Annotated in this window: 34 protein-coding genes and 2 pseudogenes; 16 read left to right on the top strand and 20 right to left on the bottom strand. The window is 63.9% G+C overall.

The window, feature by feature from the left end; translation table 11 throughout:
- Positions 1-100 precede the first annotated feature (100 nt).
- Entirely contained in the window at positions 101-1,354 is a 1,254-nt protein-coding gene (locus FV217_RS07810; protein WP_147816632.1) for a sodium:proton antiporter, read from the top strand.
- A 17-nt stretch (positions 1,355-1,371) separates the two neighbouring features.
- On the opposite strand, the gene FV217_RS07805 is transcribed toward FV217_RS07810, so the two are convergent.
- Positions 1,372-1,590: a hypothetical protein gene (locus FV217_RS07805; RefSeq protein ID WP_147816631.1), complete on the bottom strand. Its 219-nt coding sequence runs from the start codon at positions 1,588-1,590 to the stop codon at positions 1,372-1,374.
- Positions 1,591-1,799: 209 nt separating this feature from the next.
- Between FV217_RS07805 and FV217_RS23350 the strand changes: the two are divergent.
- Positions 1,800-1,988, top strand: a pseudogene (locus tag FV217_RS23350) (hypothetical protein); the annotation flags it as partial.
- A gap of 99 nt (positions 1,989-2,087) precedes the next feature.
- Here the strand turns inward: FV217_RS23350 and FV217_RS07795 are convergent.
- The 3 genes from FV217_RS07795 to FV217_RS07785 form a co-directional block, all read right to left on the bottom strand.
- Entirely contained in the window at positions 2,088-2,273 is a 186-nt protein-coding gene (locus tag FV217_RS07795) for a ribosome modulation factor (protein WP_147816629.1), read from the bottom strand.
- 125 nt (positions 2,274-2,398) lie between these two features.
- Entirely contained in the window at positions 2,399-2,599 is a 201-nt protein-coding gene (locus FV217_RS07790) for a DUF3606 domain-containing protein (protein ID WP_147816628.1), read from the bottom strand.
- 48 nt (positions 2,600-2,647) lie between these two features.
- Positions 2,648-3,307 (bottom strand): hypothetical protein, encoded by a 660-nt coding sequence (locus tag FV217_RS07785; protein WP_147816627.1) that lies wholly within the window; start codon positions 3,305-3,307, stop codon positions 2,648-2,650.
- Between the two features lie 72 nt (positions 3,308-3,379).
- On the opposite strand from FV217_RS07785, the gene wrbA reads away from it, so the two are divergent.
- Positions 3,380-4,027 (top strand): NAD(P)H:quinone oxidoreductase, encoded by a 648-nt coding sequence (gene wrbA / locus FV217_RS07780; RefSeq protein ID WP_147816626.1) that lies wholly within the window; start codon positions 3,380-3,382, stop codon positions 4,025-4,027.
- A 94-nt stretch (positions 4,028-4,121) separates the two neighbouring features.
- Positions 4,122-4,286 carry a hypothetical protein gene (locus FV217_RS22775; RefSeq protein WP_187272476.1) on the top strand — a complete coding sequence of 55 codons (165 nt, stop codon included), beginning with the start codon at positions 4,122-4,124 and terminating at the stop codon, positions 4,284-4,286.
- A gap of 367 nt (positions 4,287-4,653) precedes the next feature.
- On the opposite strand, the gene FV217_RS07775 is transcribed toward FV217_RS22775, so the two are convergent.
- From FV217_RS07775 to FV217_RS07745, 6 genes are all read right to left on the bottom strand, one after another.
- Positions 4,654-5,028 carry a VOC family protein gene (locus tag FV217_RS07775; RefSeq protein ID WP_147816625.1) on the bottom strand — a complete coding sequence of 125 codons (375 nt, stop codon included), beginning with the start codon at positions 5,026-5,028 and terminating at the stop codon, positions 4,654-4,656.
- Positions 5,029-5,088: 60 nt separating this feature from the next.
- Positions 5,089-5,559 (bottom strand): CAP domain-containing protein, encoded by a 471-nt coding sequence (locus tag FV217_RS07770; RefSeq protein WP_147816624.1) that lies wholly within the window; start codon positions 5,557-5,559, stop codon positions 5,089-5,091.
- A gap of 269 nt (positions 5,560-5,828) precedes the next feature.
- Positions 5,829-6,155, bottom strand: a complete 327-nt coding sequence (locus FV217_RS07765; protein WP_147816623.1) for a hypothetical protein — start codon at positions 6,153-6,155, stop codon at positions 5,829-5,831.
- 145 nt (positions 6,156-6,300) lie between these two features.
- Positions 6,301-6,501, bottom strand: coding sequence for a hypothetical protein (locus tag FV217_RS07755; RefSeq protein WP_147816622.1), 201 nt, complete (start codon positions 6,499-6,501; stop codon positions 6,301-6,303).
- 7 nt (positions 6,502-6,508) lie between these two features.
- The gene (locus FV217_RS07750) at positions 6,509-7,378 is read right to left on the bottom strand and encodes a hypothetical protein (protein WP_147816621.1); all 870 of its coding nucleotides are present in this window, start codon (positions 7,376-7,378) and stop codon (positions 6,509-6,511) included.
- Positions 7,379-7,390: 12 nt separating this feature from the next.
- A complete protein-coding gene (locus FV217_RS07745) occupies positions 7,391-8,071 on the bottom strand; it encodes a hypothetical protein (protein WP_147816620.1) in 681 nt (226 codons plus the stop codon).
- Between the two features lie 171 nt (positions 8,072-8,242).
- Here FV217_RS07745 and FV217_RS07740 point away from each other — a divergent pair, with 171 nt between their 5' ends.
- From FV217_RS07740 to FV217_RS07735, 3 genes are all read left to right on the top strand, one after another.
- The gene (locus tag FV217_RS07740; RefSeq protein ID WP_246682735.1) at positions 8,243-8,419 is read left to right on the top strand and encodes a transcriptional regulator; all 177 of its coding nucleotides are present in this window, start codon (positions 8,243-8,245) and stop codon (positions 8,417-8,419) included.
- Positions 8,420-8,421: 2 nt separating this feature from the next.
- The gene (locus tag FV217_RS22770; RefSeq protein ID WP_187272475.1) at positions 8,422-8,595 is read left to right on the top strand and encodes a hypothetical protein; all 174 of its coding nucleotides are present in this window, start codon (positions 8,422-8,424) and stop codon (positions 8,593-8,595) included.
- Positions 8,596-8,678: 83 nt separating this feature from the next.
- Positions 8,679-9,008, top strand: coding sequence for a hypothetical protein (locus FV217_RS07735; protein ID WP_147816619.1), 330 nt, complete (start codon positions 8,679-8,681; stop codon positions 9,006-9,008).
- Positions 9,009-9,080: 72 nt separating this feature from the next.
- Here the strand turns inward: FV217_RS07735 and FV217_RS07730 are convergent, their stop codons facing one another.
- From FV217_RS07730 to FV217_RS07720, 3 genes are read right to left on the bottom strand one after another with little or no spacing between them, the layout of a single operon-like run.
- Positions 9,081-10,094 (bottom strand): pilus assembly protein TadG-related protein, encoded by a 1,014-nt coding sequence (locus FV217_RS07730; protein WP_187272474.1) that lies wholly within the window; start codon positions 10,092-10,094, stop codon positions 9,081-9,083.
- A 28-nt stretch (positions 10,095-10,122) separates the two neighbouring features.
- Positions 10,123-10,644: a TadE/TadG family type IV pilus assembly protein gene (locus tag FV217_RS07725; protein WP_147816617.1), complete on the bottom strand. Its 522-nt coding sequence runs from the start codon at positions 10,642-10,644 to the stop codon at positions 10,123-10,125.
- Positions 10,644-11,141 (bottom strand): TadE/TadG family type IV pilus assembly protein, encoded by a 498-nt coding sequence (locus FV217_RS07720; RefSeq protein WP_147816616.1) that lies wholly within the window; start codon positions 11,139-11,141, stop codon positions 10,644-10,646. The genes FV217_RS07725 and FV217_RS07720 overlap by 1 nt, the downstream gene beginning before the upstream one ends.
- Before the next feature lie 867 nt (positions 11,142-12,008).
- Here FV217_RS07720 and FV217_RS07715 point away from each other — a divergent pair.
- The 3 genes from FV217_RS07715 to FV217_RS07710 are packed head-to-tail and all read left to right on the top strand — an operon-like array spanning position 12,009 to position 13,909.
- The gene (locus tag FV217_RS07715) at positions 12,009-13,010 is read left to right on the top strand and encodes an SDR family oxidoreductase (RefSeq protein WP_147816664.1); all 1,002 of its coding nucleotides are present in this window, start codon (positions 12,009-12,011) and stop codon (positions 13,008-13,010) included.
- Between the two features lie 36 nt (positions 13,011-13,046).
- Positions 13,047-13,604 (top strand): hypothetical protein, encoded by a 558-nt coding sequence (locus tag FV217_RS23750; RefSeq protein ID WP_348641952.1) that lies wholly within the window; start codon positions 13,047-13,049, stop codon positions 13,602-13,604.
- Complete coding sequence (locus tag FV217_RS07710) at positions 13,553-13,909, top strand: hypothetical protein (protein WP_147816615.1); 357 nt, start codon at positions 13,553-13,555, stop codon at positions 13,907-13,909. The genes FV217_RS23750 and FV217_RS07710 overlap by 52 nt, the downstream gene beginning before the upstream one ends.
- Positions 13,910-13,919: 10 nt before the next feature.
- On the opposite strand, the gene FV217_RS07705 is transcribed toward FV217_RS07710, so the two are convergent.
- From FV217_RS07705 to FV217_RS07685, 5 genes are all read right to left on the bottom strand, one after another.
- The gene (locus FV217_RS07705) at positions 13,920-14,315 is read right to left on the bottom strand and encodes a DUF393 domain-containing protein (RefSeq protein ID WP_147816614.1); all 396 of its coding nucleotides are present in this window, start codon (positions 14,313-14,315) and stop codon (positions 13,920-13,922) included.
- Between the two features lie 31 nt (positions 14,316-14,346).
- Positions 14,347-16,203, bottom strand: a complete 1,857-nt coding sequence (locus FV217_RS07700; RefSeq protein ID WP_210245126.1) for an ABC transporter ATP-binding protein — start codon at positions 16,201-16,203, stop codon at positions 14,347-14,349.
- A gap of 33 nt (positions 16,204-16,236) precedes the next feature.
- Positions 16,237-16,872 carry an NAD(P)H-binding protein gene (locus FV217_RS07695; protein WP_147816613.1) on the bottom strand — a complete coding sequence of 212 codons (636 nt, stop codon included), beginning with the start codon at positions 16,870-16,872 and terminating at the stop codon, positions 16,237-16,239.
- A gap of 16 nt (positions 16,873-16,888) precedes the next feature.
- Positions 16,889-17,095, bottom strand: a complete 207-nt coding sequence (locus FV217_RS07690) for a hypothetical protein (RefSeq protein WP_147816612.1) — start codon at positions 17,093-17,095, stop codon at positions 16,889-16,891.
- A gap of 89 nt (positions 17,096-17,184) precedes the next feature.
- Complete coding sequence (locus tag FV217_RS07685; protein WP_187272473.1) at positions 17,185-17,370, bottom strand: hypothetical protein; 186 nt, start codon at positions 17,368-17,370, stop codon at positions 17,185-17,187.
- Positions 17,371-17,872: 502 nt separating this feature from the next.
- On the opposite strand from FV217_RS07685, the gene FV217_RS07675 reads away from it, so the two are divergent.
- From FV217_RS07675 to FV217_RS07665, 3 genes are read left to right on the top strand one after another with little or no spacing between them, the layout of a single operon-like run.
- The gene (locus tag FV217_RS07675) at positions 17,873-18,109 is read left to right on the top strand and encodes a hypothetical protein (RefSeq protein WP_147816609.1); all 237 of its coding nucleotides are present in this window, start codon (positions 17,873-17,875) and stop codon (positions 18,107-18,109) included.
- Entirely contained in the window at positions 18,106-18,558 is a 453-nt protein-coding gene (locus FV217_RS07670) for a S24 family peptidase (protein ID WP_147816608.1), read from the top strand. Before FV217_RS07675 ends, FV217_RS07670 begins: the two co-directional genes overlap by 4 nt.
- Positions 18,555-19,877, top strand: coding sequence for a Y-family DNA polymerase (locus FV217_RS07665; protein ID WP_246682734.1), 1,323 nt, complete (start codon positions 18,555-18,557; stop codon positions 19,875-19,877). The genes FV217_RS07670 and FV217_RS07665 overlap by 4 nt, the downstream gene beginning before the upstream one ends.
- A gap of 26 nt (positions 19,878-19,903) precedes the next feature.
- Here FV217_RS07665 and FV217_RS07660 read toward each other — a convergent pair whose 3' ends face one another.
- Together FV217_RS07660 and FV217_RS07655 are read right to left on the bottom strand one after the other, a co-directional pair.
- Positions 19,904-20,206: a hypothetical protein gene (locus FV217_RS07660; protein WP_187272472.1), complete on the bottom strand. Its 303-nt coding sequence runs from the start codon at positions 20,204-20,206 to the stop codon at positions 19,904-19,906.
- 106 nt (positions 20,207-20,312) lie between these two features.
- Positions 20,313-20,756, bottom strand: a complete 444-nt coding sequence (locus tag FV217_RS07655) for a DMT family transporter (RefSeq protein WP_147816605.1) — start codon at positions 20,754-20,756, stop codon at positions 20,313-20,315.
- Between the two features lie 167 nt (positions 20,757-20,923).
- Here FV217_RS07655 and FV217_RS07650 point away from each other — a divergent pair, with 167 nt between their 5' ends.
- The 3 genes and pseudogenes from FV217_RS07650 to FV217_RS07640 all read left to right on the top strand — a co-directional run.
- Positions 20,924-21,226: a hypothetical protein gene (locus tag FV217_RS07650; protein ID WP_147816604.1), complete on the top strand. Its 303-nt coding sequence runs from the start codon at positions 20,924-20,926 to the stop codon at positions 21,224-21,226.
- Between the two features lie 55 nt (positions 21,227-21,281).
- Positions 21,282-21,929, top strand: coding sequence for an SOS response-associated peptidase (locus FV217_RS07645; RefSeq protein WP_147816603.1), 648 nt, complete (start codon positions 21,282-21,284; stop codon positions 21,927-21,929).
- A 147-nt stretch (positions 21,930-22,076) separates the two neighbouring features.
- Positions 22,077-22,491: pseudogene (locus FV217_RS07640) on the top strand (IS481 family transposase); the annotation flags it as partial.

The raw sequence follows: 22,491 nt of genomic DNA, 5'->3' as shown, positions 1-22,491 counted from the left end.
TACTCCTGACGTTCGCCTGGGGCCTTCCGCCGATTGGTTAAGCTGCAGGGCGGACCCGCCGCCCCGTGTTGCACGTTGAGGCGCGGGAAGGACCATAGCCTTGATCTCGGTCTTCGATTTGGCGGCAATGCTGCTGACGCTGTCTGCGCTGTTCGGCTGGCTGAACCGTCGCTTCCTGCGCATGCCGCATACCATCGGCCTGCTCGTTATGGGGCTGCTCGCCTCGCTGGCTCTCGTCGGCCTCGACCTCGCCTTCCCAGGCCAGCACCTCTACGACGACCTCATTAAGGTCCTTGGGCAAGTCGACTTCACCAGCGTGGTGATGAACGGCATGCTGGCCTTCCTCCTTTTCGCCGGGGCCATGAGCCTCGATCTGCGGGCCCTTCGTGACCGTGCCCTGGCAGTGGCGACCCTCGCCCTCCTCGGCACGCTGATCTCGACCGTTTTGGTCGGGGGCGCCTTCTGGGCCGCCACCCAGGCGCTGGGCAATCCGATGCCCTTTGCCTGGGCGCTGGTGTTCGGGGCGCTCATCAGCCCGACCGACCCGGTTGCGGTGCTGGCCACCCTCAAGAACGTGCAGGTCCCCGAGGCCCTTGAGATCGAGATGCAGGGGGAGGCCCTGTTCAACGACGGCATCGGCATCGTGCTGTTCACAGTCCTCGTCGCCTTCGCCTCCGGGTCGGGGGGAGAGGCGACCGGCGCGGGCGGCGTCGCGACGCTCCTCCTGCACGAGGCCGGGGGCGGCTTGGTCCTGGGAGTGGTGACCGGATACGTCGCCTACCACGCGATGCGGGCCATCGACGACTTCCCGGTCGAGGTGCTGATCACCCTTGCACTCGTCACCGGCACCTACGCGCTCGCCCAGAAGCTCGGGGCGAGCGGACCGCTGGCGGTGGTCGCGGCCGGCTTGCTCATCGGCGAGCGCGCGCCGCGCCACGCGATGAGCGATACCACGCAAAAATACGTCTCGGCGCTCTGGACCCTGATCGACGAGGTCCTCAACTCGGTCTTGTTCCTGCTGATCGGGCTGGAGGTCCTTGTGCTCCGGTTCCAGGTCTCGGGCCTGACGCTCGCCGCCTGCGCCGTGCCAATCGTGCTACTGGCCCGTCTCGTGGCCGTAACGGCGCCGGTTGTGCTCTTCCGCTGGGGCGGCAACCTCTGCCTTGGCAACGTCCCGTTCCTGACATGGGCGGGGGTGCGCGGCGGCATTTCCGTGGCGCTGGCGCTCTCCATTCCCGAGAGTGACGCCAAGCCGGCCATTCTGGCGGCGACTTACGCAGTGGTGCTCTTCACTATCATCATCCAGGGCTCGACCCTCGGCATGGTGGCGCGCCGGACGCTGAAGCACAACTGAATCTCCAAACGACCGAACTATCCAGCTCGTCGCCCTCGCTCCGCCTCTACCCGCCATGCATCCCGCTCGATGCGGGCCTCGTCGAGGTCGGCCTGCAACTCTTCCATACGGGCGTGCAGATCGCCGGCATCCACGGCCGTCTCGATGAGCAAGTCCTGCGCTTCGGCAAGCTGGCCACGTAGCTCTGCGTTCTCGACCGCGAGGGCGAGGATCAGGGCGGCCGTGTCGTCGCTCATACCGTCCTCGAACCAAGCAGGGCAGGTCCGATAGCAGGCGGTGCAGGGGCGACCTTGCTTCGAGTTGGCGCGCGTTGCCAAAAAAGCGCGGACAAGGGCGAGCGGATGCCGGCGAAGGAATCCATCAAGCTATTAACCCAAGCTGTTGAGCGCCTCTTAGGACCTTCTCGCTATCCCTGGTTGCGGATCAGCAAGCAGGGGAATGTGCCGTGGCACTCACCGGACGGTTCTGGTTCAAGAAGACTTGGAGAGGCAGGCTCGTCCTTCTCGTCGAGGAAAAGCGTCCTCGGTGGTTCAGCAGGAGTGATGCCTTCACGTTGCGGTGGCGCGATGCTACGCTGATGGACTTCGCAGAGTCGGCGCTGCGGCCTTTGCTCAACCTAGAGCATTCGTTACGGCCACCAACGTCGATGACGCGGGCTCCGGGCTTGCACGTCATTGATACCCCGAAGCCCAGTCAGCTCGCTGCAGCGGCTTAGCGAATTCCGTTTCGGCCTTCAGGTCCGGTGATCGTCGCGATCGTCAGGCGCCTCACCCCGTACGGCCGCATCGTAGCCGGCAAGCCAGAGATCGTGTGCCTCAATCCCCTCGGCATAGGGACAGGCCTCCCGGCTGATTCCCTTGCCGGGCGCGTAGAAGCCAAGCGCGTAGTGATCCAGATTGTCGTCCGGCGGCTCTGTCACGGGCTTCCCATCGAGTAAGGTTTCTGAGCGCGACTCCTGGCTGCAACCTGAAGGTTTCCATCCAGAGGGGCAGTGCGGTAGCCTTCAGCAACTGTTGCACAATCCTAAAGCGAGTTCGGCCAGCCTCAAACGATGCCGTTGCTATGAAACGGCCAGGGCTTTCCGAGATGTGCCGCGACCTTCGCGGGCTCATGTCCGACGGCCTTCACAGCCGCTTCGATCTGCTCGGTCGGCACCTCGAGGCGCCGGGCCCAGTAGGCCAGGGTCCAGGGCTCCGAGACGTTGACGGTCGTCGGCTCGTGGTCGGCTTGCGCGCTCTCGCTCATCGTGATCCTTGATCGCTTGTCGGCGCTAACGCGTGCCGGCCCTGAAGGTCACGCCTTGTCGGTTAGAATGTTGGGAGCCGCCGCCTCCCATTCCCGCTCCCGCAGCATCCTGGCACTCAGCGCCTCCGCGGCGTCCTTGGTCGGCTCGCCCTCTGGCGGCGAGGTGCCAAGGGCCCGTCGGGGCCTACCGTGCGATAACGCGTGGACGAAGGCGGTGACGACCTCGTCGAGTTCGCCGGCCGTCACCGCATTGGTCTTCAGGCAGTCGCGCCGTCCGCGCAGCGCGAGGGCGAGGCTGCCCACGCAGGCGCAGCCGAGTGCCGTACGGGCTGCAGCCGAGAGCGGAAGACGCTCCGCAGGCAGGCTGCGCAGGCGGTCTATCCGCCGGGCCGCAGTAGTCTCAGCCGCGTGGAAGGTGCGGGCGTCCGGGAACATCTTGGCGAGCTCGGCCAGGATGTGAGCCCGGATCGCCGCGAGGCGGATCGGACCGATTTTGCGAACCGTCGTTAATTCGGCCGGCGTCGCGAGGGCCATTCGGCCCATGTCGGTGAAGCCCGCTTTTCGTAGGCGTCCCCGCACGGTTGCCGTCAGCAATCCCCGGCCGAGACCGGCGGCGGCGAGCCGCTCCGGCGCATCCGCAGGCAGGTTCTCGAACAGCGGCAGTCTCGCGCAGGCCTCATCGAACAGCACCGGCTGGGGCATCGTCATGCGGCTCTTTAGCAGGCGCCGGCCGGATCAACCCCCACGGCCCTAACTGGGAAGCTCATCAGGATATTCGCCTTGCCTCATTCCGCGCCCGAGCCCGTCCGTCTGCTGATCGCGTTCTATTCGCGATCCGGATCTGTCGAAACTCTGGCTGTGGCGGCCGCGGAGGCGGCGCGGCAAGCCGGTGCCACGGTACGCCTGCGGCGCGCTCGCGAAGTCGTCGATCGCGAGACCATGGCTCAGGTGAAGGGTTGGGCCGAAGAGGCCGAACGTCAGAATGCGCTCTACGCGGCCCCGACCCACGAGGATGCGGAATGGGCCGACGCGATCCTGTTCGGGACGCCCTGCTATTTCGGCGCGATGGCCACCGAGCTGAAGGCGTTTCTCGACCAGCTCGGGCCACAATGGAAGCGCGGCGCGCTGGCGGGCAAGGTCGGCGGGGCCTTCGCGGTCGCCTCCTGGCCCCATGGCGGATCGGAGGTCGTGACGCTCTCGCTCTACGCTCCGATGGCGCATCTCGGCATGGTAATTCTGCCGCCGGGCTATACCGATGCGGCGATGCTGGAAGCAGGCTCGCCCTACGGCGCGTCAGCGATCGTCGGCGCCGAGAACCACGACCCGCGCCCGGAGGATCTTGATGCGATCCGGCATCAGACCCGGCGCACGGTCGCGATCACCGGCGCACTCGTCTCTGCCGGCGAGATGCCGAGTCATCGCGCCTGATGTATGCTTCCACGTCTGGCCGCTGGCCGCCGGATTGCTGGTCTTGGGGTTCGGATCCTTTCGCTCCGTTGACACGAGCATCCGCGGCGCCGCGATGAAGCCCAGCACGGTCGCCGTCCTGCTCGGAGCCGCCTGTGCGATGGTCGGGCCTGCCATCGTCCACGCCTTCACCAACGATCCGTTCGATCAGGCTGTGCTCTCCCTACTGATCGCCGGGTCGTTCGTCATTGCAGTGCTGTTCGGGGTCCGGCGCTTATGATGGGTCGAATGGCCGCCTACTCGCAGCGTGGTCTGTGCCTTCACCTCCGCTAACTGGGTGAAGATGCCTCGCCCCTTTCTCCTTCTCATTGCCTTCATCGCCCTCGGCATTGCCGTGCTCGGCTCGCTTTTCATGCGAACCGGGCCAACCGATAATCAAGCGAGGAGCCCGCACGAGATTGGACGACAGGAAAATGGGTTGGTCAAATAGCAGCGCCAGAGACAAGGCGTCATGTCATTCGCGGGTAAGACCGTATCGCGCCGTGACACACCGGTTAATCTACATCGACGGCGTGCCCCGCGAACTCTTCGGCCTGCGCCCCAACCGAATGCGCGCCGTGGCCGGGCCGGGCTGGAGCGTGCTCACGTCACCTAGTCGGCTGACTCCGTGCGGTAAGCTTGTTTCCGTCCGGATCGCGAAGGTAAGCGACGAAAGACCCGTTCGGGCGCTCGGACGGTGGGCTCTCGATCGCCGCACCACCATGCGCGGTGCCGGCCCCGTGCCACGCAAGAACATGATCACGGCTTGCCGCGGCGATACCGACGGTCCCACCGTTGGCTGCCGTCGCCGGGTTGCCATCGATCGGTTTTGTGATCATCAACCGACCGCCCTCGTGGAAGTAAATCAGCCTTCCTCTGGCATCCATCTCGCCGGGCTCGCCTCCCAGAGCGGCGAATGTAGCATCGTAAAAGCCTCTGGCCCGCTCCAGGTCGTTGCTGCCAATCATGACGTGAGTGAACATGCTCTCCTCCCCAAAGAGACACGGCGATCACCATCGCGATCGGGTCGCATCCAGCACGGCCTACTGCGAGACCACCAGGGCCCAGAACCGGCCGTAGGACGATCCCGGCGCATCGGCGTGGGCAATCCCGATCCGACGAGCCTGGGGCAGCAGCAGGTTCGCGTTGTGGCCAGATGAGGCCTGCCACATCGCAAGCGTCTGATCGAAAGTGGCGGTCCCGGCTCCCAGGTTCTCGGCCTTCAGACTCCTTCCAAGCCCGGTCAGCGCCATGCGCGCCTGGAACGAGCCGCCGGCATCGTGGCTAAGAGACCCAGCCGCGGCGTTCGCTCTCGCAGCATAGGCTGCGGCTCTGGTTAGGCCTGTGTCGACCTGGACAGGGCCAAGGCCATATTGCGCCCGGTACCGGCTGATCGCCGCCGCGGCGGCACGTTCGTTCAGTACCCCGATACGGCTTGGGGCCCCGGTGGCCGCGAACGCTCCGCTCGTGGCGATGACGACTGGGATAAGCAGGGCTACGAGGCGTCGGCGCATGGAGAAAGGCCACCTTAGCATTGAATCGCGCTTGCGAAGTGCCCCATCCTGAAACGGTGACCCTTCGAAAATCTTTACGGCGATTACGCGCCGTCGGAACGGCAGGCGCGAGGCGATCTCTGGTGCAGACCGGAACGGACGACGACTTTGCTATTTGCCGCCATCGGCTTCAGCGAAGCCGGCGTTCCGCTTTTTGATCTTGTTCGAGCGGTCAGCAAATTTCGCCTATCGAACCGTGGGTTTTGTCGTCCCGCAAGCTCGTGAGCAACTCAGGCGATCTTAGGCCCGCGACTGGCTGCTTCCATCACTTCCATTGTCCGAAGGATCGCCATACCGACCACGTTGGCATCGGCCTCGCCCTCTGGCGTATCCGGTAGGATCGCGACTGTCTCGACGTCGCCACCACCCTCTAAACCCACGACAACCTTGAACACCGGCCCCTGCCTCGTGTCCTCATCGAAAACCAGGGTGACCTCATAGCCGGCGGCTTGGCCGAAATGACGTAAGGCTCGAAGTTCGGTGACGGACGCAACGGCCGGCGGAGCGTCGTCGGGCTTCGGGCGGGCGCCGAATGTCGGGCGGATCACATTGCTCATGCCGCCCCGTAGCGCGATCAGGCCAGAATGTTGAGCGGGTGCACGCGTCCGTCGACATGCTTAATCGGTTCGAAACTCCTCAGTGCATTCGAACCCCGCACCCTCCTGATTTTAAGCCAGGCGTGCCGCTTGAGGCCATGTCGCTCTACGCCAAATACCCAGCAGCTTTCAGATCCCGCTCCACGCTCTCGTAGAGCGTCGGGAACGCGTCATCGTTCTGCGCGTCCGGAGGCACCACCGGTGCCATCGGCAGGAACGCCATGATCGGCAGAGCGACGGCATCCTGATCCTGCTCAACGAAGTGGGGCGCTATGGCCCAACGGGCTGAGAACCAGCGATTGAACATCGGCGCCTCATGATCTTCCACAGGCACAACGTTCATGGTCAAGCTTGGCTGCATCGCCTCGTGATTTCCCATGGCCGCAGGAGCGGCGGGCTGTTTTGGCCACTTGCCGATCAATGGCCCGCGGCACGTCGATTGTAGCCGTAGGCTGCGCTGCAGCCTGGAACACCGCATACGCCTCCTCGTGTGCCTCGATCGCTGCGAGGATCGGGTCGACGTGAAAGGGCACCCGGTCGCCGTCATTGTTAATCGGTACCAGCGAGACGGAGAAATTCGGGATTATGGCGTGCGACATCGTTCGGGCTCCAGAGGGCTCGTGAGGGGAGCCGCTGATTCTATTAGTTAAGTCGTTGATAAGTTTGTGCTTTAATGCGCTCATGGGCTCGAAAAGGCCGGCCTGATTCACGGTGGCGGCCGTGCCATCGACGAGACTGGCGAGATCATCGTGCGAGCCCTCCGGCGAGAGCCCAGGTCGGGTGGTCGCCCTCCGGCCTGTACAGGTCGGGGGAAAAGGTCCAGAGGCGGGGCGTGATCGCGTTGAGCAGGTCGAGCGAGACGTCGGCGGGATGGATCGCAGGCCATCGTCGAGGAACTGGTCGGCCTCCGCCATGACGTCGCCGTGGACGTATTCGGCAAGCGCCATGTTGATGACGGCCGCACCGATTTCGGACTGCGTGGCGGGCGACAGGCGATGCCATGCCTGCGCCGGCGTGAACGGCAGCGGCAGGCGCGACCAGAGCGCGGCATGCTCGGGGATGCGGTCGCCATCGTCACCACGGAGGTCGGCCGGGACTGCGCTCGATGCGGGCAGGGTGCTGGCGGCCACCGCGGCGCGGGCTCCGCCGATGACGCAGCGGCGGCGATAGAGGACATTCGACATTGCGGTTGCTCCTCAGTGCGCGGCAGCGAGACGGGCGGCCTTAGCGGCCTCCCACACGTCGCGGAGAGCAGCGGAGAGGCACACGCCCCAGGTCGAGCCGGTAGCGGCGCGGATGGTCTTAGCCGACGCGATGGCGGCGGCCATGATAGCGCGGCGATCATACTGGCCGGCGACCACGAAGGCCGAGGCGCGGGCCGGCTTGTCCGTGAGGTCAGCGGCCACCGTGGCGCGCTCGATGCGGCTGCCGATGGTGCTGCAAGCGAGCAGTTCGACATCGCGAGCAACGGTGGCGCGGCTGATCCAGGCACTGAGACAGGCGGCATTCTCCGGCTCGAACGCCTCGACGCCGAGGGTATCGACCCGGCCTGGCACGCGGCGGATGGCGACGAGGACGACAGGGCCAGCGACCAGGGCGGCGCGATCGACGCTCGACACCCGCACGAAGGTGTGGCGCTCGCCCGAGCGGCCGGTGAGGCAATGGACCGGCTTCTCGCCGAGGATGACGCCGGCGCGCGAGGACTTGATCATCTCCATGCGGGGCTGAAAGCCAACCGGGCGGGACGCCTCGATCTCGGCCTTGCGGGCGGCCCAGCGCTCGCGACTTTCCTGCTGTCGGATGCTCGGTTGGCCCGAACGGTATGCCGGGAAGGCGGCGGCGAGGACGTTCGAGGGGAGGGGGGAAAGGGCGGTCATCGACTACTGGCCTTGTGCGTTCGACCTGATGTCATATATAAAGAATTATGTTTGACCATTGGTCAATAACGAGATATAACGTTGGTTGAAAAGTATATAACTTCGGCTCAATGCCGAGCGGCCCGCGCCCTGCTGGAGTGGACTCGCGAGCACCTTGCCGAGGCATCGGGCGTGTCAAAAATGACGCTGGCTGATTTCGAAACGAGCAAGCGCAGTCCGTATCCGCGCACGCTGGCGGACATTCGCCGGGCTCTGGAAGCCGCCGGCCTCGAATTCATCCCCGAGAACGGGGGAGGGGCCGGCATCCGGTTCCGGCAGCGCACCGACGGCACGAACGAGGAGCATTAGCCATGACGCCAAACGACAAGTCAAAGCCGCCACTGTCCGGTGAGGCCGAGACCGATCAGGCGAAGCAAGCCGTAATGAACCAGGCGCCGGACACGCCTCCGGACAAAGACAAGCCCGACGAGGGCAAGCGCCCGGATCAACTCACATCCGAGAATGATGGCGGTGGAGAAGGTTAGAAGCTACTGGCAATCCCGAAGGCCATCGACGCAGATCGATATCCACCTCGATACTGGGGTATCGCGCCAAAAGGCTCAAAAGAGTGAGTGGCCAGCCGAAATCCACGGACCGTCTAGCCGAGGTCGAGCAACTGACCGCGGCGCTTACCGATCAGATCCTCGACGCGCAGATTATGAACCGGCCGATCTCCGAGGATCTGGTTCAGGCGCTCGCCAAAGCCGCCCGCCTGTTGCACGACAACGATATCCCATGGCCGCCAATGCTGACCCAGGTGCTCAACGAACTGGTGCAGGATCGAACTGAGCCAGAACCGGAGCCGGAGCCTTCGATCGATCCAACCGATGACTCGGCGTTAAAAGGGCTGTCACGCTTCCTGGGCGTCTTTCGTAGAGAGAAGGGCCAAGCCGAATAGTCCGACGAGGACCTGGCGGCCGGATCAACTCACGACCGAGAACGACGACGGTGCCCAGGGGTAGACATCCTACTATTTTGTCAGAACCACGCTGCTGGTCGCCTGGGATCCGGAACCGCTCGAGCCGGTACTGCTTGGACAGGTAACATTGAAAACCGCATCGTTATAATCACGATCGTCCGACACTCCTCCCATGTCATTCCAATAGTAGTTCACCGTTTTGCCGGCCGACTGAGCGCAGTTGATTGTTCCATTGCTGACGGGCCCAAGCGATAGCGGGCAGGATCCGTTATTTACTGACGTCGAAGCGCCAACTGTCGTTTGCAAACTACAATTGAAAAGTGACAGTATACTTGGATAGGCGACCGACGATGGAGGAGATAAGTGAGAATAGAAAAAATTTACGCTTCCTTGAGACTTACCGTAACCGTTCTTACCGTAGCCGCTTATACCGCCGGTGACATTCTTGAGGGCAAAGCCGATTTTTTGGCCAGTGCCAATGATGGCCGAGATGTCCTTCTGAGAGCTGCCGCCAGTATTCGAAAACAGCAAGTTCAACGCCGAATCGCTTGGAACGCCATTGTTGTTGGGCACGACGTACCAGTAAATGCTGTTGGCATCAGCCGCATTGCTGGCGAAGCTTGAGAGCGAGAAAGCTACTTTGTAGCCGGCACTTCGCGCCTCTGCGATGACGGTGATGTCCGTCGCATTTTTCAGGATCGCCATGATCGAGTTCGGCAAGCTCACCTGCGCCGTCACGGCGACGCTGTAGACGGCGGTACCCGAGGCACTGGAGGTTGCCGTATAGCTCACGCCCGACGCGTAAGGCATTCTGGCAACGGCGCTCGCCATGAAACGGTTGGCGACGGCCTGAGCCGTCGAGCCTGTCGCAGCCGACACGTAGACGGACGCACCAGCAAGCGCTGCGGAGTCGGCCGCCGCCTGCAACTCCGCACGCAGCTGAACGGCCCGCATCATGTCGAGGCCTGCGCCAGCCATCAGCATCATCGGTATAGCCATCACCGCGAACCAGATCGCGAAAACGCCACTCCGGTCGTGCCGGAAACGGCCGAGGGTGTGACGCATGGAGCGACATCCGGTCCTGCTCATCGCCTCAGCTGCCATAGGTCACTGCCGTCCCCGAGCGTGGCCGCGCCAAGGCGGTAGCGGTGAAGGTGACGTTCAGGCTTATCGGAAAGGTCAGTGGGGAGGAGTAGGCGTAGCTCGCCGCGACGACGATTGCGCTGTCGCCCGCGGTGGGCGTGACAGAAGTGGCCGTGCTCGTCGCGTTCGTGATTGCCGCAACGACGCCGCAGCTCGTGTCGGTCCAGTCGATCTTCCGCAGACTACCCGAATAGCTCACGCTCGCGATCGAGGCCTTGAAGGTGCTGCTCGCCAGCGGCAGCAGAGAGAGCTTTCCGGCCTTGCAGAAGTCGGCGAGTTCGGACGTCGTAACAGCATCCTGCTGCGAGACCAGATCGGCGAGATTACGCGCGGCGGCCACCGTGAGCATGCGGGCACGCGCAAAAGCGAAGACCTGGAAACTGCCAAAGATTGCCAGCAGCATGAATGGTGCGATCAGGGCGAACTCGACGGCGCCTATGCCACTGCCGTCACTTCGAAAGCGCCGGAGCATCAGTAGCTCTCGTTCTGGAATGTCAGCGTGGTCAGCAACAGGATGTTGCCGCCGAAACCGGCCGCACCGAGCAATCCCGAGATGTAGGACGGTTTGCTATAGCCGAGCTGCAGCAGAACCTCGGAGCCCGCGCTACCGGCGCTGAAGCCTGTCTTGCTTAGCGTGCCGGTAGCCGACGTCGTGGCGGGAGTCAGGCCTGCGAAGCTCGTACCCGACTGGACATTGTAGATGATGCCGGCGCAGGGAATGAACGGCGATGCCTTCGCGCAGACCGCATTCTTAAAGGCAGTTTCCGTTACTGAACTAATCCGGATAAGGCGGCTGGCGTCACGCGCCGCATTGTCGAGGGTGCTGAGCATTAGGAGGCAGAACCCAACCTCGATCCAGGCGAAGATCACTAAGAGAAAGACCGGCATGATCAGCGCAATCTCGACAGCGGTAGCCGCCCGCTGGTTGCAGATAAAGCTAAGATAAGTCTTTTTGCAGTAATTCTTCATGATACAATCTACGGCGAATCAATATAGCAACCGGAAACTCCTGCATTAGCTTAGATCATACCCGTACAAAGTTAATTGCTTATAAAAATAATCGCGTATATTTTCAAAAGCATTCAAAGCAATACGCAAAAAAGCATTCCATTTCTGGAATAATCGCACAACGGTCTGAAGTGGAGGGTAATGCACGATCGTGAGGTTGGACTAACATCGCGGAAGTTGGTGGAGTCCGCGCTATCGCCTGGATTGAGGAGCTCCACAGCCGATTTGCGGCATTGTTCCATCACCTGCAGCGCAGCGCATTATGCCTATCCTCAAACCGCTCACTGGCGAGACTGTCGAGATCACGGTGCCCGGTCCTCGGACGCGGGCCAGACAGTGATGACCAACGTCTCAGCCTCAAATCCGCACCGAAGACTCCCATCACCCGTGCTCGTGATTACGCCCCGTCGATGATTGGCCTTCCCTTTTACCGAGTGCTATTCGCTGCCGGCTTGACACTGTCCGGTGCTGTTGTGACAGCTCGGGCCGTCAACAACGAACCGAACGATCCCTGCGAGGAGCAGCGGCATGTCTATGCGTGCGCGATCTTCCGCAGCCCCCAAGCTGCTGCTTCCGTTCGCCCAGGACAGACCAGGGCGCCAGTGATCGCAGCCATTGCAGGGGCGTTCTATCCGAAGGCGAGTTGGTCCCATCGAGTTCGCGACACGCAACACCTCGGCCTCAGCGCTGGATCAGCACGCGGGTGCCATCCGATATCTCCGCTATCACGACGAGTTAGCCTTCACGGTTTCCGGACCTGCGACAGAGCAGTCCGAAACGATCGCTCGCATGCACGGTTTCCCCTGCTCAGCCAAGCAAGGAGCCGCAATGGGTTCGAACGATCAGATGCCCCTGTCCCGTCGTCAGATCGTAGGAGGCGTGGGAACGGGCCTTGCGGTTGCTGCAGCTGGTTCGGCCCAGGCGCGCGAGGCGGCTCCTGCCGCTGCGCAGCCATTGATCGATCCCATCAGCCAGTATCCGAAGCCGCCGTTCGCAAAGCAGTCACAGCCGTGGCCGGGTCTCGCCGGCCGGATGGAGCCGAAGCCGGATCACGGAGAGACGAGCTATCGCGGATCCGGACGGCTCGCCGGACGCAAGGCTTTGATCACGGGCGGCGACTCCGGGATGGGCCGGGCAGCGGCAATCGCCTTCGCGCGCGAGGGTGCGGACGTCGCCATCAACTATCTGCCGGATGAGGAGCCCGATGCCGCGGAGGTGATAGCCCTCATCCGAAAAGAGGGGCGGATCGGCCTCGCGGTTCCCGGTGACCTTCGCGACGAAGCGTTCTGCCAGGATCTGGTCGCGCAGGCCGTGAAGGGCCTCGGCGGCCTCGACATCGTGGTGAGCAATGCCGGCCGTCAGCAGGCCCACGCCTCCATCCTCGACATCTCCACCGAGCAGTTCGATTGGACGATGAAGACCAACATCTACGCACCGTTCTGGATCATCAAGGCGGCGCTGCCACACTTGAAGCCGGGCTCGACGATCATCGCGAGCACCTCGGAGCAGGCCACCGATCCGACGCCCGACCTCTACGACTACGCACAGACCAAAGCCGCGACGACGAACTTCGTGCGCTCCCTCGGCAAGCAGCTGGCGCCGAAGGGGATCCGGGTAAACGGGGTTGCCCCTGGACCGATATGGACTCCGCTTCAGGTGTCCGGCGGAGCTTCGATGGACAAGCTTGAGAAGTTCGGCGCTCAGACACCGTTCGGCCGGCCTGGACAGCCGGTCGAGCTTGCCGGGATCTACGTGCAGCTCGCTTCGGCGGAAGGCAGCTACGCCACCGGTCAGGTGTACGGCTCGGCTGGTGGCAACGGGCTGCCATAGCTCGTTCTCGGCAGATACGTTGGCCAAGCAAATCGGATCTTCGTCGATTATCTCCGAAATCACAGAGGGGCGACCGCGTTCGCCGGCTTCTCGACACGCGACCGCACGGGTGCGCCGGTATTGGTGCCAGTGATATGGGACCAGTTGCCGGCGCCAGGCTCGGGCGGCAGGTTCACGGTCGAGACACTCGTCAGCCGCTTGCGTGCTGTCCGACGCACGCCCCGAGCGGGCTTCGCCGACGCGGCACATCCTTTGGAGCATGTGCCAGTGGTCCGGAGAAGGTCTTTCAGCACGACCCAACGCTCCGGGTGCACTTCATTCAGGATCCGGTGTCGATGGGGCCGCAAGTTGTCTTCACGCGTTATGGCAGCAGCCGGGACCGTCCGGCAGGAGGCACGACCCAATGAAAAAGCTCGCCGCCCTAACTGCCTTGGCACTCGTGATCGTGGGACCGGCGCTTGCGCAGGGTACTCCTTCGAACAGCTCATCCGCCGCTTCTGGCAACGCGGAGGACAACAACAAGCCGAAGTCGAACAGCTCAGGTGGCGGCGGATCTGGACAGTAGAACGATCACTGACCTCAAACGGCCGATAGCTTGGCAGGCCTTGATGCAGTCTCCGCACGGCAGGACCGGACTGATCTTGCTCGGCTGCCTGACGGGGCCACCCGCCGCGTTCGTGGCGCTATCTCCGGTGATCGCGCTCGTGGGCTACACGACCGGCTGGTTCGGCGCGGAAGTAGTCGGCAACATCGTCGGGTTGATCCTGCTCGGTGCAGTCGTAGTGGCGGTGTTTGTCGCCGCGGTTTTCGCCGTGGTGGCCGCCGTCCTCACGGTCGTCGGCACGGCGGCCGTGACGGTCGGTAGCGCGATCGCACACATCTTCTCGCGTCTGCGCTGAACAGCAATCGTCAGCGGAACCGTCGCGCGCGCATGAGTAGCCTCGCCAACCGAGGCCGAAGGGGCAGAAAGATGCGATAGGCCACTTCGGCGACCGGCAGTATCGGCTGGAACCCGAACACGCGCAGGCTGACTGCACGCCCGAGCCAGCGCCAGCCCGGCAAGGTGCACCAGAGTTCGGCGAAGGCCGCAGCGCCGGAACTCAGGCGCCCTGTCGTGTCCCGCACATGGAAGCGGGCCTGGGCCGCGGCACAGTTCAGACCGGGACCCAGGGTGTCATCTTTTTCGAACGAGCTCAGATCAATGAACCTAACGCGGTCGGCGCCGCTGCAGCCGCGATAGTGTCCGATCTCGGTCCGGCAGAGGGGGCAGGCGCCGTCGTAGTAGACGGTCAGGGTCTCGCGCATCGCGTTCCTCTCGTCGGCGCCAGTCGGCCGCTCAGCGATAGCCGGCGGCCTGAAGCTCGAACAGTTCGGCATAGCGCCCGCCTGAGCGGACGAGCTCGATGTGCGAGCCGGCCTCCTGCACCCGTCCCTCAGCCAGGACGACGATGCGGTCGGCCTGCCGCACGGTGGAGAAGCGGTGGGAGATGAGGATCGCGGTGCGCCCGGCCGCGAGGTCGCCGAAGCGGGCGAAGACCTCGGTCTCGGCCCGCGCATCAAGCGCCGCCGTCGGCTCGTCGAGGATCAGCACCTCGGCGTCGCGCATGTAGGCGCGGGCGATTGCGATCTTCTGCCATTCGCCGCCGGACAGGTCGACGCCGTCCTCAAAGCGCCGGCCGAGGCGCTGATCGTAACCGGTCGGCAGCTTCGCCACCACGGTGTCGGCCATCGCCCGTGAGGCGGCGCCGCCGATACGGGTTGCGTCGGCGCGCGCGTCGATACGACCGACGGCGATGTTGTCGCCGGCGGTGAAGTCGAAGCGGACGAAGTCCTGGAAGATGACGCCGATCCGGGCGCGCAAGGTATCGAGATCGTAGTCGCGCAGGTCCCGGCCATCGAGCAGAATGCGGCCCTCGCTCGGGTCGTAGAGGCGCGAGAGCAGCTTGACGATGGTGGTCTTGCCGCTGCCGTTCTCGCCCACCAGCGCCACGACCTCGCCGGCCCGGATGGACAGCGACAGATGGCGCACGGCCCAGCGTTCGGCGCCGGGATAGCGATACCCGACATCCTCGAAGACGAAGCCATCGCGGATCGGCTCGGGAAACGCGGCAGGCCGCTCGGGCGACCGAATGCGGGGAGCGACGGCGAAGAAGGAAAAGAGGTCGTCGAGATACTGCGCCTGGCCGGTGAGCTGTGAGACGCCGAGCAGCAATCCCTCGACGAGACCGCGCAGCCGCAGGAACGCCCCGGACAGGAAGGTGAGGTCGCCCACCGTCAGCGTGCCGTCGAGAGTGCGGACCGCGATCACGGCATAGGCGAGATAGTAGGCGAGCGTACCGAGGCTCGCGAATGCGCCGCCGAAGCCGGCGCGTCGCACCGCGATTTGAGTGTTCTCACCAAGAATGCGGTTCGCCAGCACGCCGAAGCGATCGGACAGGAAGGCGTCGAGGCCGAAGAGTTTGACCTCCTTGGCACTCTCGGCCCCAGCGCCGAGGTAGCGCATATAGTCGCTCTCCCGGCGCTCGGGCGAGCGCCGGTAAGCGAGCCGGTAGCTCTGCCGGTTAAAGTGCAGTTCGTTGAGGAAGGCCGGGATCAGTGCGAGGACGAGCAGGACGACGAGCCAGGGCAGGAACGCCACCACCGCCGCCGCGAGGGAGATCGCGGTGAGCAGATCCTGCCCATGGCCAAGCAGCTGGCCTATCAGGTTGGAGCGCCAGGCGACCTGCCGCCGGGCGCGCTCGAGTCCGTCCTGTACGCCGGGGTCTTCGAACTGCTCGAGATCTAGTGTCGCGGCATGGGCCATCAGCCTAAGTGTGATGGCGTTGCCGGTCCGCTCGGACAGCACGCCGTCGACGAGGCTTGTAGCCCGCCCCATGAGGTCGGAGGTAACCGCCAGGGTGAACTCGATTCCGATTAGGAGCGCGACGTGCCGGAGCCGGGGATCGGCGAGCCAGTCGGCAGTCGCAGAAGTAGTCGGATCGGATCGGCCGGCCACGACCGTGTCGATGACGAGTTTCGCCACGTAAAGCATCAGAGCCGGCAGGGCCGCACGTACAAGCCGCAGGCCAATGCTGCCGAGCGTCAGCACGCGGCTTGTCGCCCAGGCCACGCGGAACAGGGCCGGCAGATGCCGCAGTGCCCCAAGGCGCGCGATGAAAGCGCGACGAAGCCGCTCGGTGGGTGATGGCTTCAACGACGATCCTGAATCGATAGCGGACGTTCTTGCCTAGTTGACGAGGACAACCGCCTTACGGATGTAGGCCTTAGACGCGATGTCCCGGACGATGAAATCGGCCACATCGGCGCGGGCGATTCGACCGTTCCGCCACGAGGACGGCTGCTCCAGGACCTGATATCGGCCCGTATTCGCGCCGCCCGTCAGTACGCCCGGCCGGACAAAGGTCCAATCGAGGCCGCTCTTGCGAATGCGCATCTCCTGCGCGTCCTTGTCGTCGTAGGCCCTCCCGAATACGAGCTGGAACGGCAATCGCTGCAAGAGGCCGACTGCGGCCCGGCTGTCACCGGTTCCGAAGCCGGTCACTGCGATCAGACGGCGCACGCCGGCCTTCTCCATGGCCGGCACGAGCAGGTTGGTCGCATCCGAGAAGAGATGCACCGGCCCGAACAAACTCTTGAACGGGACGCCCAGCGCCTGGACCACCACATCGATACCGTCCAGCGCCGCTGTCACGTCGCCGCCCTTCAGCGCGTCCCCGGTGAACCGCTCCGGATCGGGATCTGAAAGAGGTATCTCGGCGGCAGAGCGGGCGAAGGCCCGCACTCGGTGTCCGGCGGCCAGAGCCGCCTTGACGGTCTCCAGGCCGATGCCGTTGCTGGCTCCGAGGACAAGGATGTGAGCCATAGTTGCTTCCTCTGCGCTATTTGGCGGCGTCCCGCGAACGCTCGGGCATGGTGACATGCTGGCTGTCGGAGACCTTACGGCCGTTCTCCAACTTCTGGCTCTCCGTGGGGTCGAGCGGTGCACTGAGTGGCGCATAGGTGCCGGCGTGCTGCTGCTCATCATTCGTTTCGCCGTCTTCCGTGCGCCTGTCGGCGGGCGTGCTGTCGGTCTTGCATTGGGACACAGGCCCCTCCCTTGAGTGGTTAATCCGCCCACTTTCGATGAACCGGCGACAGCGGTACCGCGTTTCGAACGCGTTCTGCCGTCCGCCCCTCAGCTCGGCTGCTGCTCGGTATCCTCGACCTCGAGATCATCATCAGGCGGCAGGGACGAGTCTGGCTCGGGCTGCGGGTTGGCCTCGATCTCCACCTCGGTCGCCGGATCGATCTCACTATCGCGCTGATCCTCGGGAAGGGCGCCGGAATCCTCGCCGGGCATCGGCGTATTGGCTGTGGTCATGGCTGCGTGTTCTCCGCTGATGTGCAGAGCGGCAAGCAGATGCGGCGGCAACCGTTCCGGCCCAGCAGTGTCGCAGTCCGGGAGCGCGGTTTAGTTTTGCAATTGGTGCGATCGATCTGGATCAATGCTGCCAAAGCGGAAGCCTGCGTTCACCTGCGTATATCCATGAACGGCTTCGTCATTACCGGCCTACCTTTGGCATCGTAGACATCGACCTGCCACGCCGACCAGTCGAGCCGTTCGCCACCCTGCATAAGTTCGAACGCCACCCTCTCGGCATGCAGTCGCATGAGTGCCATCGTCGGCAGTCGCTTGCCTCGCAGATCGGCGACGAGGTCGTATCCATTGGTGCAGTGGAAACGGTAAAGCCGCGTTGGCATTAGAGATCTACCCCGCGCTCCACAGGCGTCCACCGCTCGTTCCCGATCTCGGCCGCGATCGACAAGCCGCACATTCGCGATCGTGCTGTTCCTGTTATGTTCTAGAGAGAACAGGAGTCGCGATGCACGCCCACCCCAACGAACCACCTGTGGAGATCCGGCTGACGGAAGCCGAGACGATCGCGCTCGCCTACCGGCGGGCTGCACGCGGCGACACCTGGGTCGCCCTTGTCCGCGCGGTCGAGGACGCGTTGGCGGATCTTAGCGAGGCCGAACGGAGGACGATGCAGCGGGACCGGCTCATCTCGTACGGATACATCCGCGGCAGCGTATCCACCGCGGCGGGCACCGCCGAGTGAATCCGCTTGCGGTCGACGAACTGATCCTCGGAAGCTCCGACGCGGTTCGAGTGCCGGTGATCGGGCGAGCGCTATGCGCCGGCTTCCCGAGCCCTGCCGACGATTTCATCGAAGGGGCGCTGGAGCTGCCGCGCTGGTTGGTACCGAACCCGCCGGCGACCTTCCTGATGCAGATCCGGGGTGATTCGATGCGCGGTGCAGGCATCCACGATCGCGATCTGGCATGCATCGACCGCAGCCTGCGCGCCGAGAACGGCAGCGTCGTCGTCGCGGTGGTCGACGGGCAACTGTCCTGTAAGCGCTACCGGACCGTCGACAACCGCGCCCGACTCGACTTCGACAATCAGGACATGCCGGCTTTCAGCGTCGATGAGTACGGCGAGGTAGAGATCTGGGGCGTGCTGCGCTTCTCGATCCGATGGCACCTGGCGCGCGGACGGCTGTCTTGAGCCGGCCGCTGGCGCGCCGGTCCGAACGAACCCGCGCGATCGCGCTTATCGACGGCAACAGCTTCTACTGCTCCTGCGAACGGGTATTCGACGTGAAGCTGGCCGGCGTGCCGGTGATCGTGCTGTCCAATAACGATGGATGCGCAATCGCCCGCACTGCCGAGGCCAAGGCCCTCGGGATCAAGATGGGCGATCCCTACTTTAAAATCCGCGACCTCTGCCGGGCTCAAGGCGTCCGTGTCTTCTCCTCGAACTACACGCTCTACGGCGACATGAGCGCTCGCACCAACGCTGTCTACCGGGGCTTCGCACCGGCCATCGAGATCTACTCGATCGACGAGAGCTTCCTCGACCTCACCGACGTGCGCCCTGACCGCCGCATCGAACTCGCTCGGGACCTCCGCGCGACGGTGCGGGCCTGGACCGGCATACCGACCTGTGTCGGCATCGGCGCCACCAAGACACTGGCCAAGCTCGCCAACCACATCGCGAAGTCGATCTCGCCGCTCGACGGCGTCTGCGACCTGACGGACCCGGACGCTTATGCGCATTGGCTCGGCCGGATCCATGTCGGTGAGGTCTGGGGCATCGGCCGGGCTTCGCTCGCGAAGCTCGAGGCCATGGGCGTCGATACCGTGGCGGACCTGCGTGACCTGGATCCCCGGCCAGTGCGCAAGGCGATGACGGTGGTGGGCGAGCGCATCATCCACGAGCTGCGCGGCGTGTCTTGCCTGCCGCTCGGCCTGATGCCGGCCCAGCGTAAGGGTTGCGCCGTTACCCGCTCATTCGGCAGCCGGGTCGAGGATCGGGCCAGCCTGGAGCAGGCGGTCTCCGCCCATGCGACGCGGCTTGGCGAGAAGCTCCGTCGCGAGGGTCTCGGCACTGACCACGTCACCGTCTTCTTCCATACCTCCGAGCACGACCGTGACCACCCGCAGCGCTCGGTCTCGACGGTGGTGACGCTACCCGAGGCGTCGAACGACAGCCTCGTGCTGATCAAGGCGGCGCTGCACGGCATCGCGAAGACGTGGCGCCCGCAGGGCGATCCGCCCTGGCGCTACAGCAAGGCCGGCGTCATCACCGTGGACCTCGTGCCTCTGGTCGCAAGCCAACGAGCGCTGATCGGCCAACTGGACCGCGAACAGGGTGCGGCCCTGATGGCGGCACTGGACGCCTGCAACGCCCGCTTCGGCCGCGGAGCTGTCGTGCCAGCGCGTCTGGGACTGGAGCGAACCCGCACGGGGTGGTCGACGAAGTTCGAAATGCGGACGCCGCGTTACACCACGCGGATCGACGAGCTGCCTGTGGCGTGGGCATAATCGATGATCGGCTCAGGCGCTCCGGTTCATGGCGGCAACGGGGCGCCCCACGGCCGGATCGTCTGGTCCTGATAGCGGACGGCTTTGAACCGTAGCGCTGTCGCAGCAGACAGCCCCCCATTCTTGTCGCGAGCGGTGACCGTGGTGGTGCGTGTCATGCCTGGAAGCGGCCGCTCCTGGGTGAAGCCTACCAATGTCTCGACGACAAGCGCACGTGCGGCGCCCGCTCCGTCGAGATCGGTCCCCTTGGGATCCGGGCTTACGATCGCTCCCTCGCTCGAGGTGACCTCAATGTGAAACTGCGGCGTCGCTATCTCGTTCACGCCCATAGAGCCGTGAATGGCAACCAAGTACCCCATGCCTTTGACTGATCAGATCTACTGCTGATGGGAAACCGATCAAATTATTGGGTCGGCGTGAAAAGGCTGTAGCTGCTCAAAACACGGCAACCAGCGTAACGCCAACGATCATCAGAAGGCCACCACCGAGACGCCAGCCATTAGCGGTGTGCTGTTCGAAGCCGATCAATCCGAAGTGATCCAGAACGACCGATGTTACCACTCCCGCTGTGACCAAGAGGCCGAGGAATGGCGCAGCCCCGATCTTCTGGGCAACGACGAACTGCGCCAGAATGATTCCGCCACCAAGAACCCCTCCGAACCAAGCCCACCATGGCATGTGCGATACTTGATCGGCCGTCGGCCAAGTCAGATGGCCTGAGATAAGACCGATCGTAAGAATGCACGTAGCGGTGCCTGCCGCGACAACCAGACCAGCGGTCAATGATTGCGCTAGCCCTTTCGATAAGGCGCCATTGAGCCCAGCCTGTACGGCGTTGGCGATCCCCGCCATCAGAACGAAACCGTACAAGTACCACATCTGAAACCCATCGCATCGGCAAGCCGACTAGTTAGGGCGAAGTGCTCCATCTGTGCGCCCACCGTTCTGCGTCAGTTTCGCCGTCCATTGATCGGCGAAATCTCAGGACTGAACCTTGCTGCTGGCGGACCGTTGCCCAGGCCCTGTTCCCATGTCGGAGGCCATAGATGTCCAAAACGATTTCGGCAGAGTTCGAAACCCGCCGCGATGCCGAGATGGCCGTCGAACGTCTCGTTCAGGAATACGGTCTCGATCGAAGCTCCGTGAGGATCGTTGCGGCGTCGGATGAGAACACGGCAGGGACGCAGGCAGCAGGAGCCGACCTCGAAGGCGGCCAGCCAAAAACCGAGACTGCAGGCGAGCCGGCTCTGAATGGCAAGGTCAAGGTCTCTGCCGATGTTGCCGAGGCCTCCGCCGACAAGGTCGTTTCGTCCTTCGAGGGCTATGGCGGAAGCAGCATAAGCTCCTAGTCTGGTTTACTTTTTCAGACCCGCTGATCTGCGCGAGGACGTTGACGATACGCCAATGTGCAACCTCTACAGCCTCTCGTCGAATCAGCAGGCGATCCGCGACCTGTTCAGGGTCGAGACCGATCGTGCCGGCAACCTGCCTTCGCTGCCCGGCATCTTCCCGAACTACGCGGCACCGATCGTCCACATGCTCGACGGCAAGCGTGCCCTCTCAATGTACCGCTGGGGCATGCCGTCGCCGAAATTCGCGCTGAAGGACAAGAAGACCGATCCAGGCGTCACCAACGTCCGCAATACCAAGTCGCCGCACTGGCGGCGCTGGCTCTCGCCCGAACACCGCTGCCTCGTGCCGCTCACGTCCTTCAGCGAGCACAACAAGGCGGCAGGCGGCGACATCTGGTTCGCGCTCAGTGAGGAGCGCCCGCTGTCCTGCTTCGCCGGGATCAAGCTCGAAGGCTGGACCTCGGTTCGCAAGGTGAAGGACGGCGAGACGACCGACAATCTCTACGCCTTCCTGACGACCGAGCCGAACACCGAGGTCGGGGAGATCCATCCGAAAGCCATGCCCGTGATCCTGACCACGGATGAAGAGCGCGAGGCCTGGCTCCAGGCGGACTGGTCCGAAGCCTCGGCCCTGCAACGGCCCCTGCCCGACGGCGCGCTGACGATCGTGGCGAAGGGGAAAAAGAGCGACGGCGTATAGCCTGCGATTGCGGCTGCGGATGGTGCCGAGCTATCAGCTTCCATCTGAGATTACCCAGAGAGCCGATGAAATGGCGATTTCGCAATCTAGATGTTTGATCCCAGGGTTTGATGGGGCACTCTTCACGCCGGAGTGGAGGGACGCGCTATGGGCCAAGTTCTTCACGGCAGCGCCACAACGACGGAGGCGGTCCGTCGAGCGATCCAGCATAGTCAAGCGAGCCTGAGGGCGCTCTCGAAGCGCTACGGAATCAACCCAAAGACGGTTGCCAAGTGGAAGAAACGGACCTCAGTCGCCGATCAGTGCACGGGGCCGAAGGCTCCTCGCTCGACGGTGCTGTCACCCGAGGATGAGGCGGTGGTGGTCGCCTTTCGTCGTCACACGCTCCTGCCCCTCGACGACTGCCTCTACGCGCTCCAGGCCACGATCCCACATCTGACCCGCTCGTCGCTGCATCGCTGCCTGCAGCGGCACGGGATCAGCCGATTGCCGGAGGTCGACGGCGACAAGCCCAAGCGGTCGCGCTTCAAGGCCTATCCGCTCGGCTACTTTCACATCGATC

Origin of the sequence: Methylobacterium sp. WL9, from assembly GCF_008040035.1 — a bacterium.
GTDB lineage: Bacteria > Pseudomonadota > Alphaproteobacteria > Rhizobiales > Beijerinckiaceae > Methylobacterium > Methylobacterium thuringiense.
Note: the sequence above shows the minus strand (reverse complement) of the source record. Positions and strands in the feature narration are given on the sequence as shown.

Coding starts and splice junctions, on each gene's coding strand:
- FV217_RS07805 (WP_147816631.1), bottom strand. CDS start 1,590: ATGAGCGACGACACGGCCGCCCTGATCCTCGCCCTCGCGGTCGAGAAC.
- FV217_RS07790 (WP_147816628.1), bottom strand. CDS start 2,599: ATGAGCGAGAGCGCGCAAGCCGACCACGAGCCGACGACCGTCAACGTC.
- FV217_RS07785 (WP_147816627.1), bottom strand. CDS start 3,307: ATGACGATGCCCCAGCCGGTGCTGTTCGATGAGGCCTGCGCGAGACTG.
- FV217_RS22775 (WP_187272476.1), top strand. CDS start 4,122: ATGAAGCCCAGCACGGTCGCCGTCCTGCTCGGAGCCGCCTGTGCGATG.
- FV217_RS07775 (WP_147816625.1), bottom strand. CDS start 5,028: ATGTTCACTCACGTCATGATTGGCAGCAACGACCTGGAGCGGGCCAGA.
- FV217_RS07770 (WP_147816624.1), bottom strand. CDS start 5,559: ATGCGCCGACGCCTCGTAGCCCTGCTTATCCCAGTCGTCATCGCCACG.
- FV217_RS07765 (WP_147816623.1), bottom strand. CDS start 6,155: ATGAGCAATGTGATCCGCCCGACATTCGGCGCCCGCCCGAAGCCCGAC.
- FV217_RS07755 (WP_147816622.1), bottom strand. CDS start 6,501: ATGTTCAATCGCTGGTTCTCAGCCCGTTGGGCCATAGCGCCCCACTTC.
- FV217_RS07750 (WP_147816621.1), bottom strand. CDS start 7,378: ATGTCGAATGTCCTCTATCGCCGCCGCTGCGTCATCGGCGGAGCCCGC.
- FV217_RS07745 (WP_147816620.1), bottom strand. CDS start 8,071: ATGACCGCCCTTTCCCCCCTCCCCTCGAACGTCCTCGCCGCCGCCTTC.
- FV217_RS22770 (WP_187272475.1), top strand. CDS start 8,422: ATGACGCCAAACGACAAGTCAAAGCCGCCACTGTCCGGTGAGGCCGAG.
- FV217_RS07730 (WP_187272474.1), bottom strand. CDS start 10,094: ATGCGTCACACCCTCGGCCGTTTCCGGCACGACCGGAGTGGCGTTTTC.
- FV217_RS07725 (WP_147816617.1), bottom strand. CDS start 10,644: ATGCTCCGGCGCTTTCGAAGTGACGGCAGTGGCATAGGCGCCGTCGAG.
- FV217_RS07720 (WP_147816616.1), bottom strand. CDS start 11,141: ATGAAGAATTACTGCAAAAAGACTTATCTTAGCTTTATCTGCAACCAG.
- FV217_RS07715 (WP_147816664.1), top strand. CDS start 12,009: ATGGGTTCGAACGATCAGATGCCCCTGTCCCGTCGTCAGATCGTAGGA.
- FV217_RS07705 (WP_147816614.1), bottom strand. CDS start 14,315: ATGCGCGAGACCCTGACCGTCTACTACGACGGCGCCTGCCCCCTCTGC.
- FV217_RS07695 (WP_147816613.1), bottom strand. CDS start 16,872: ATGGCTCACATCCTTGTCCTCGGAGCCAGCAACGGCATCGGCCTGGAG.
- FV217_RS07685 (WP_187272473.1), bottom strand. CDS start 17,370: ATGACCACAGCCAATACGCCGATGCCCGGCGAGGATTCCGGCGCCCTT.
- FV217_RS07675 (WP_147816609.1), top strand. CDS start 17,873: ATGCACGCCCACCCCAACGAACCACCTGTGGAGATCCGGCTGACGGAA.
- FV217_RS07660 (WP_187272472.1), bottom strand. CDS start 20,206: ATGGGCGTGAACGAGATAGCGACGCCGCAGTTTCACATTGAGGTCACC.
- FV217_RS07655 (WP_147816605.1), bottom strand. CDS start 20,756: ATGTGGTACTTGTACGGTTTCGTTCTGATGGCGGGGATCGCCAACGCC.
- FV217_RS07650 (WP_147816604.1), top strand. CDS start 20,924: ATGTCCAAAACGATTTCGGCAGAGTTCGAAACCCGCCGCGATGCCGAG.
- FV217_RS07645 (WP_147816603.1), top strand. CDS start 21,282: ATGTGCAACCTCTACAGCCTCTCGTCGAATCAGCAGGCGATCCGCGAC.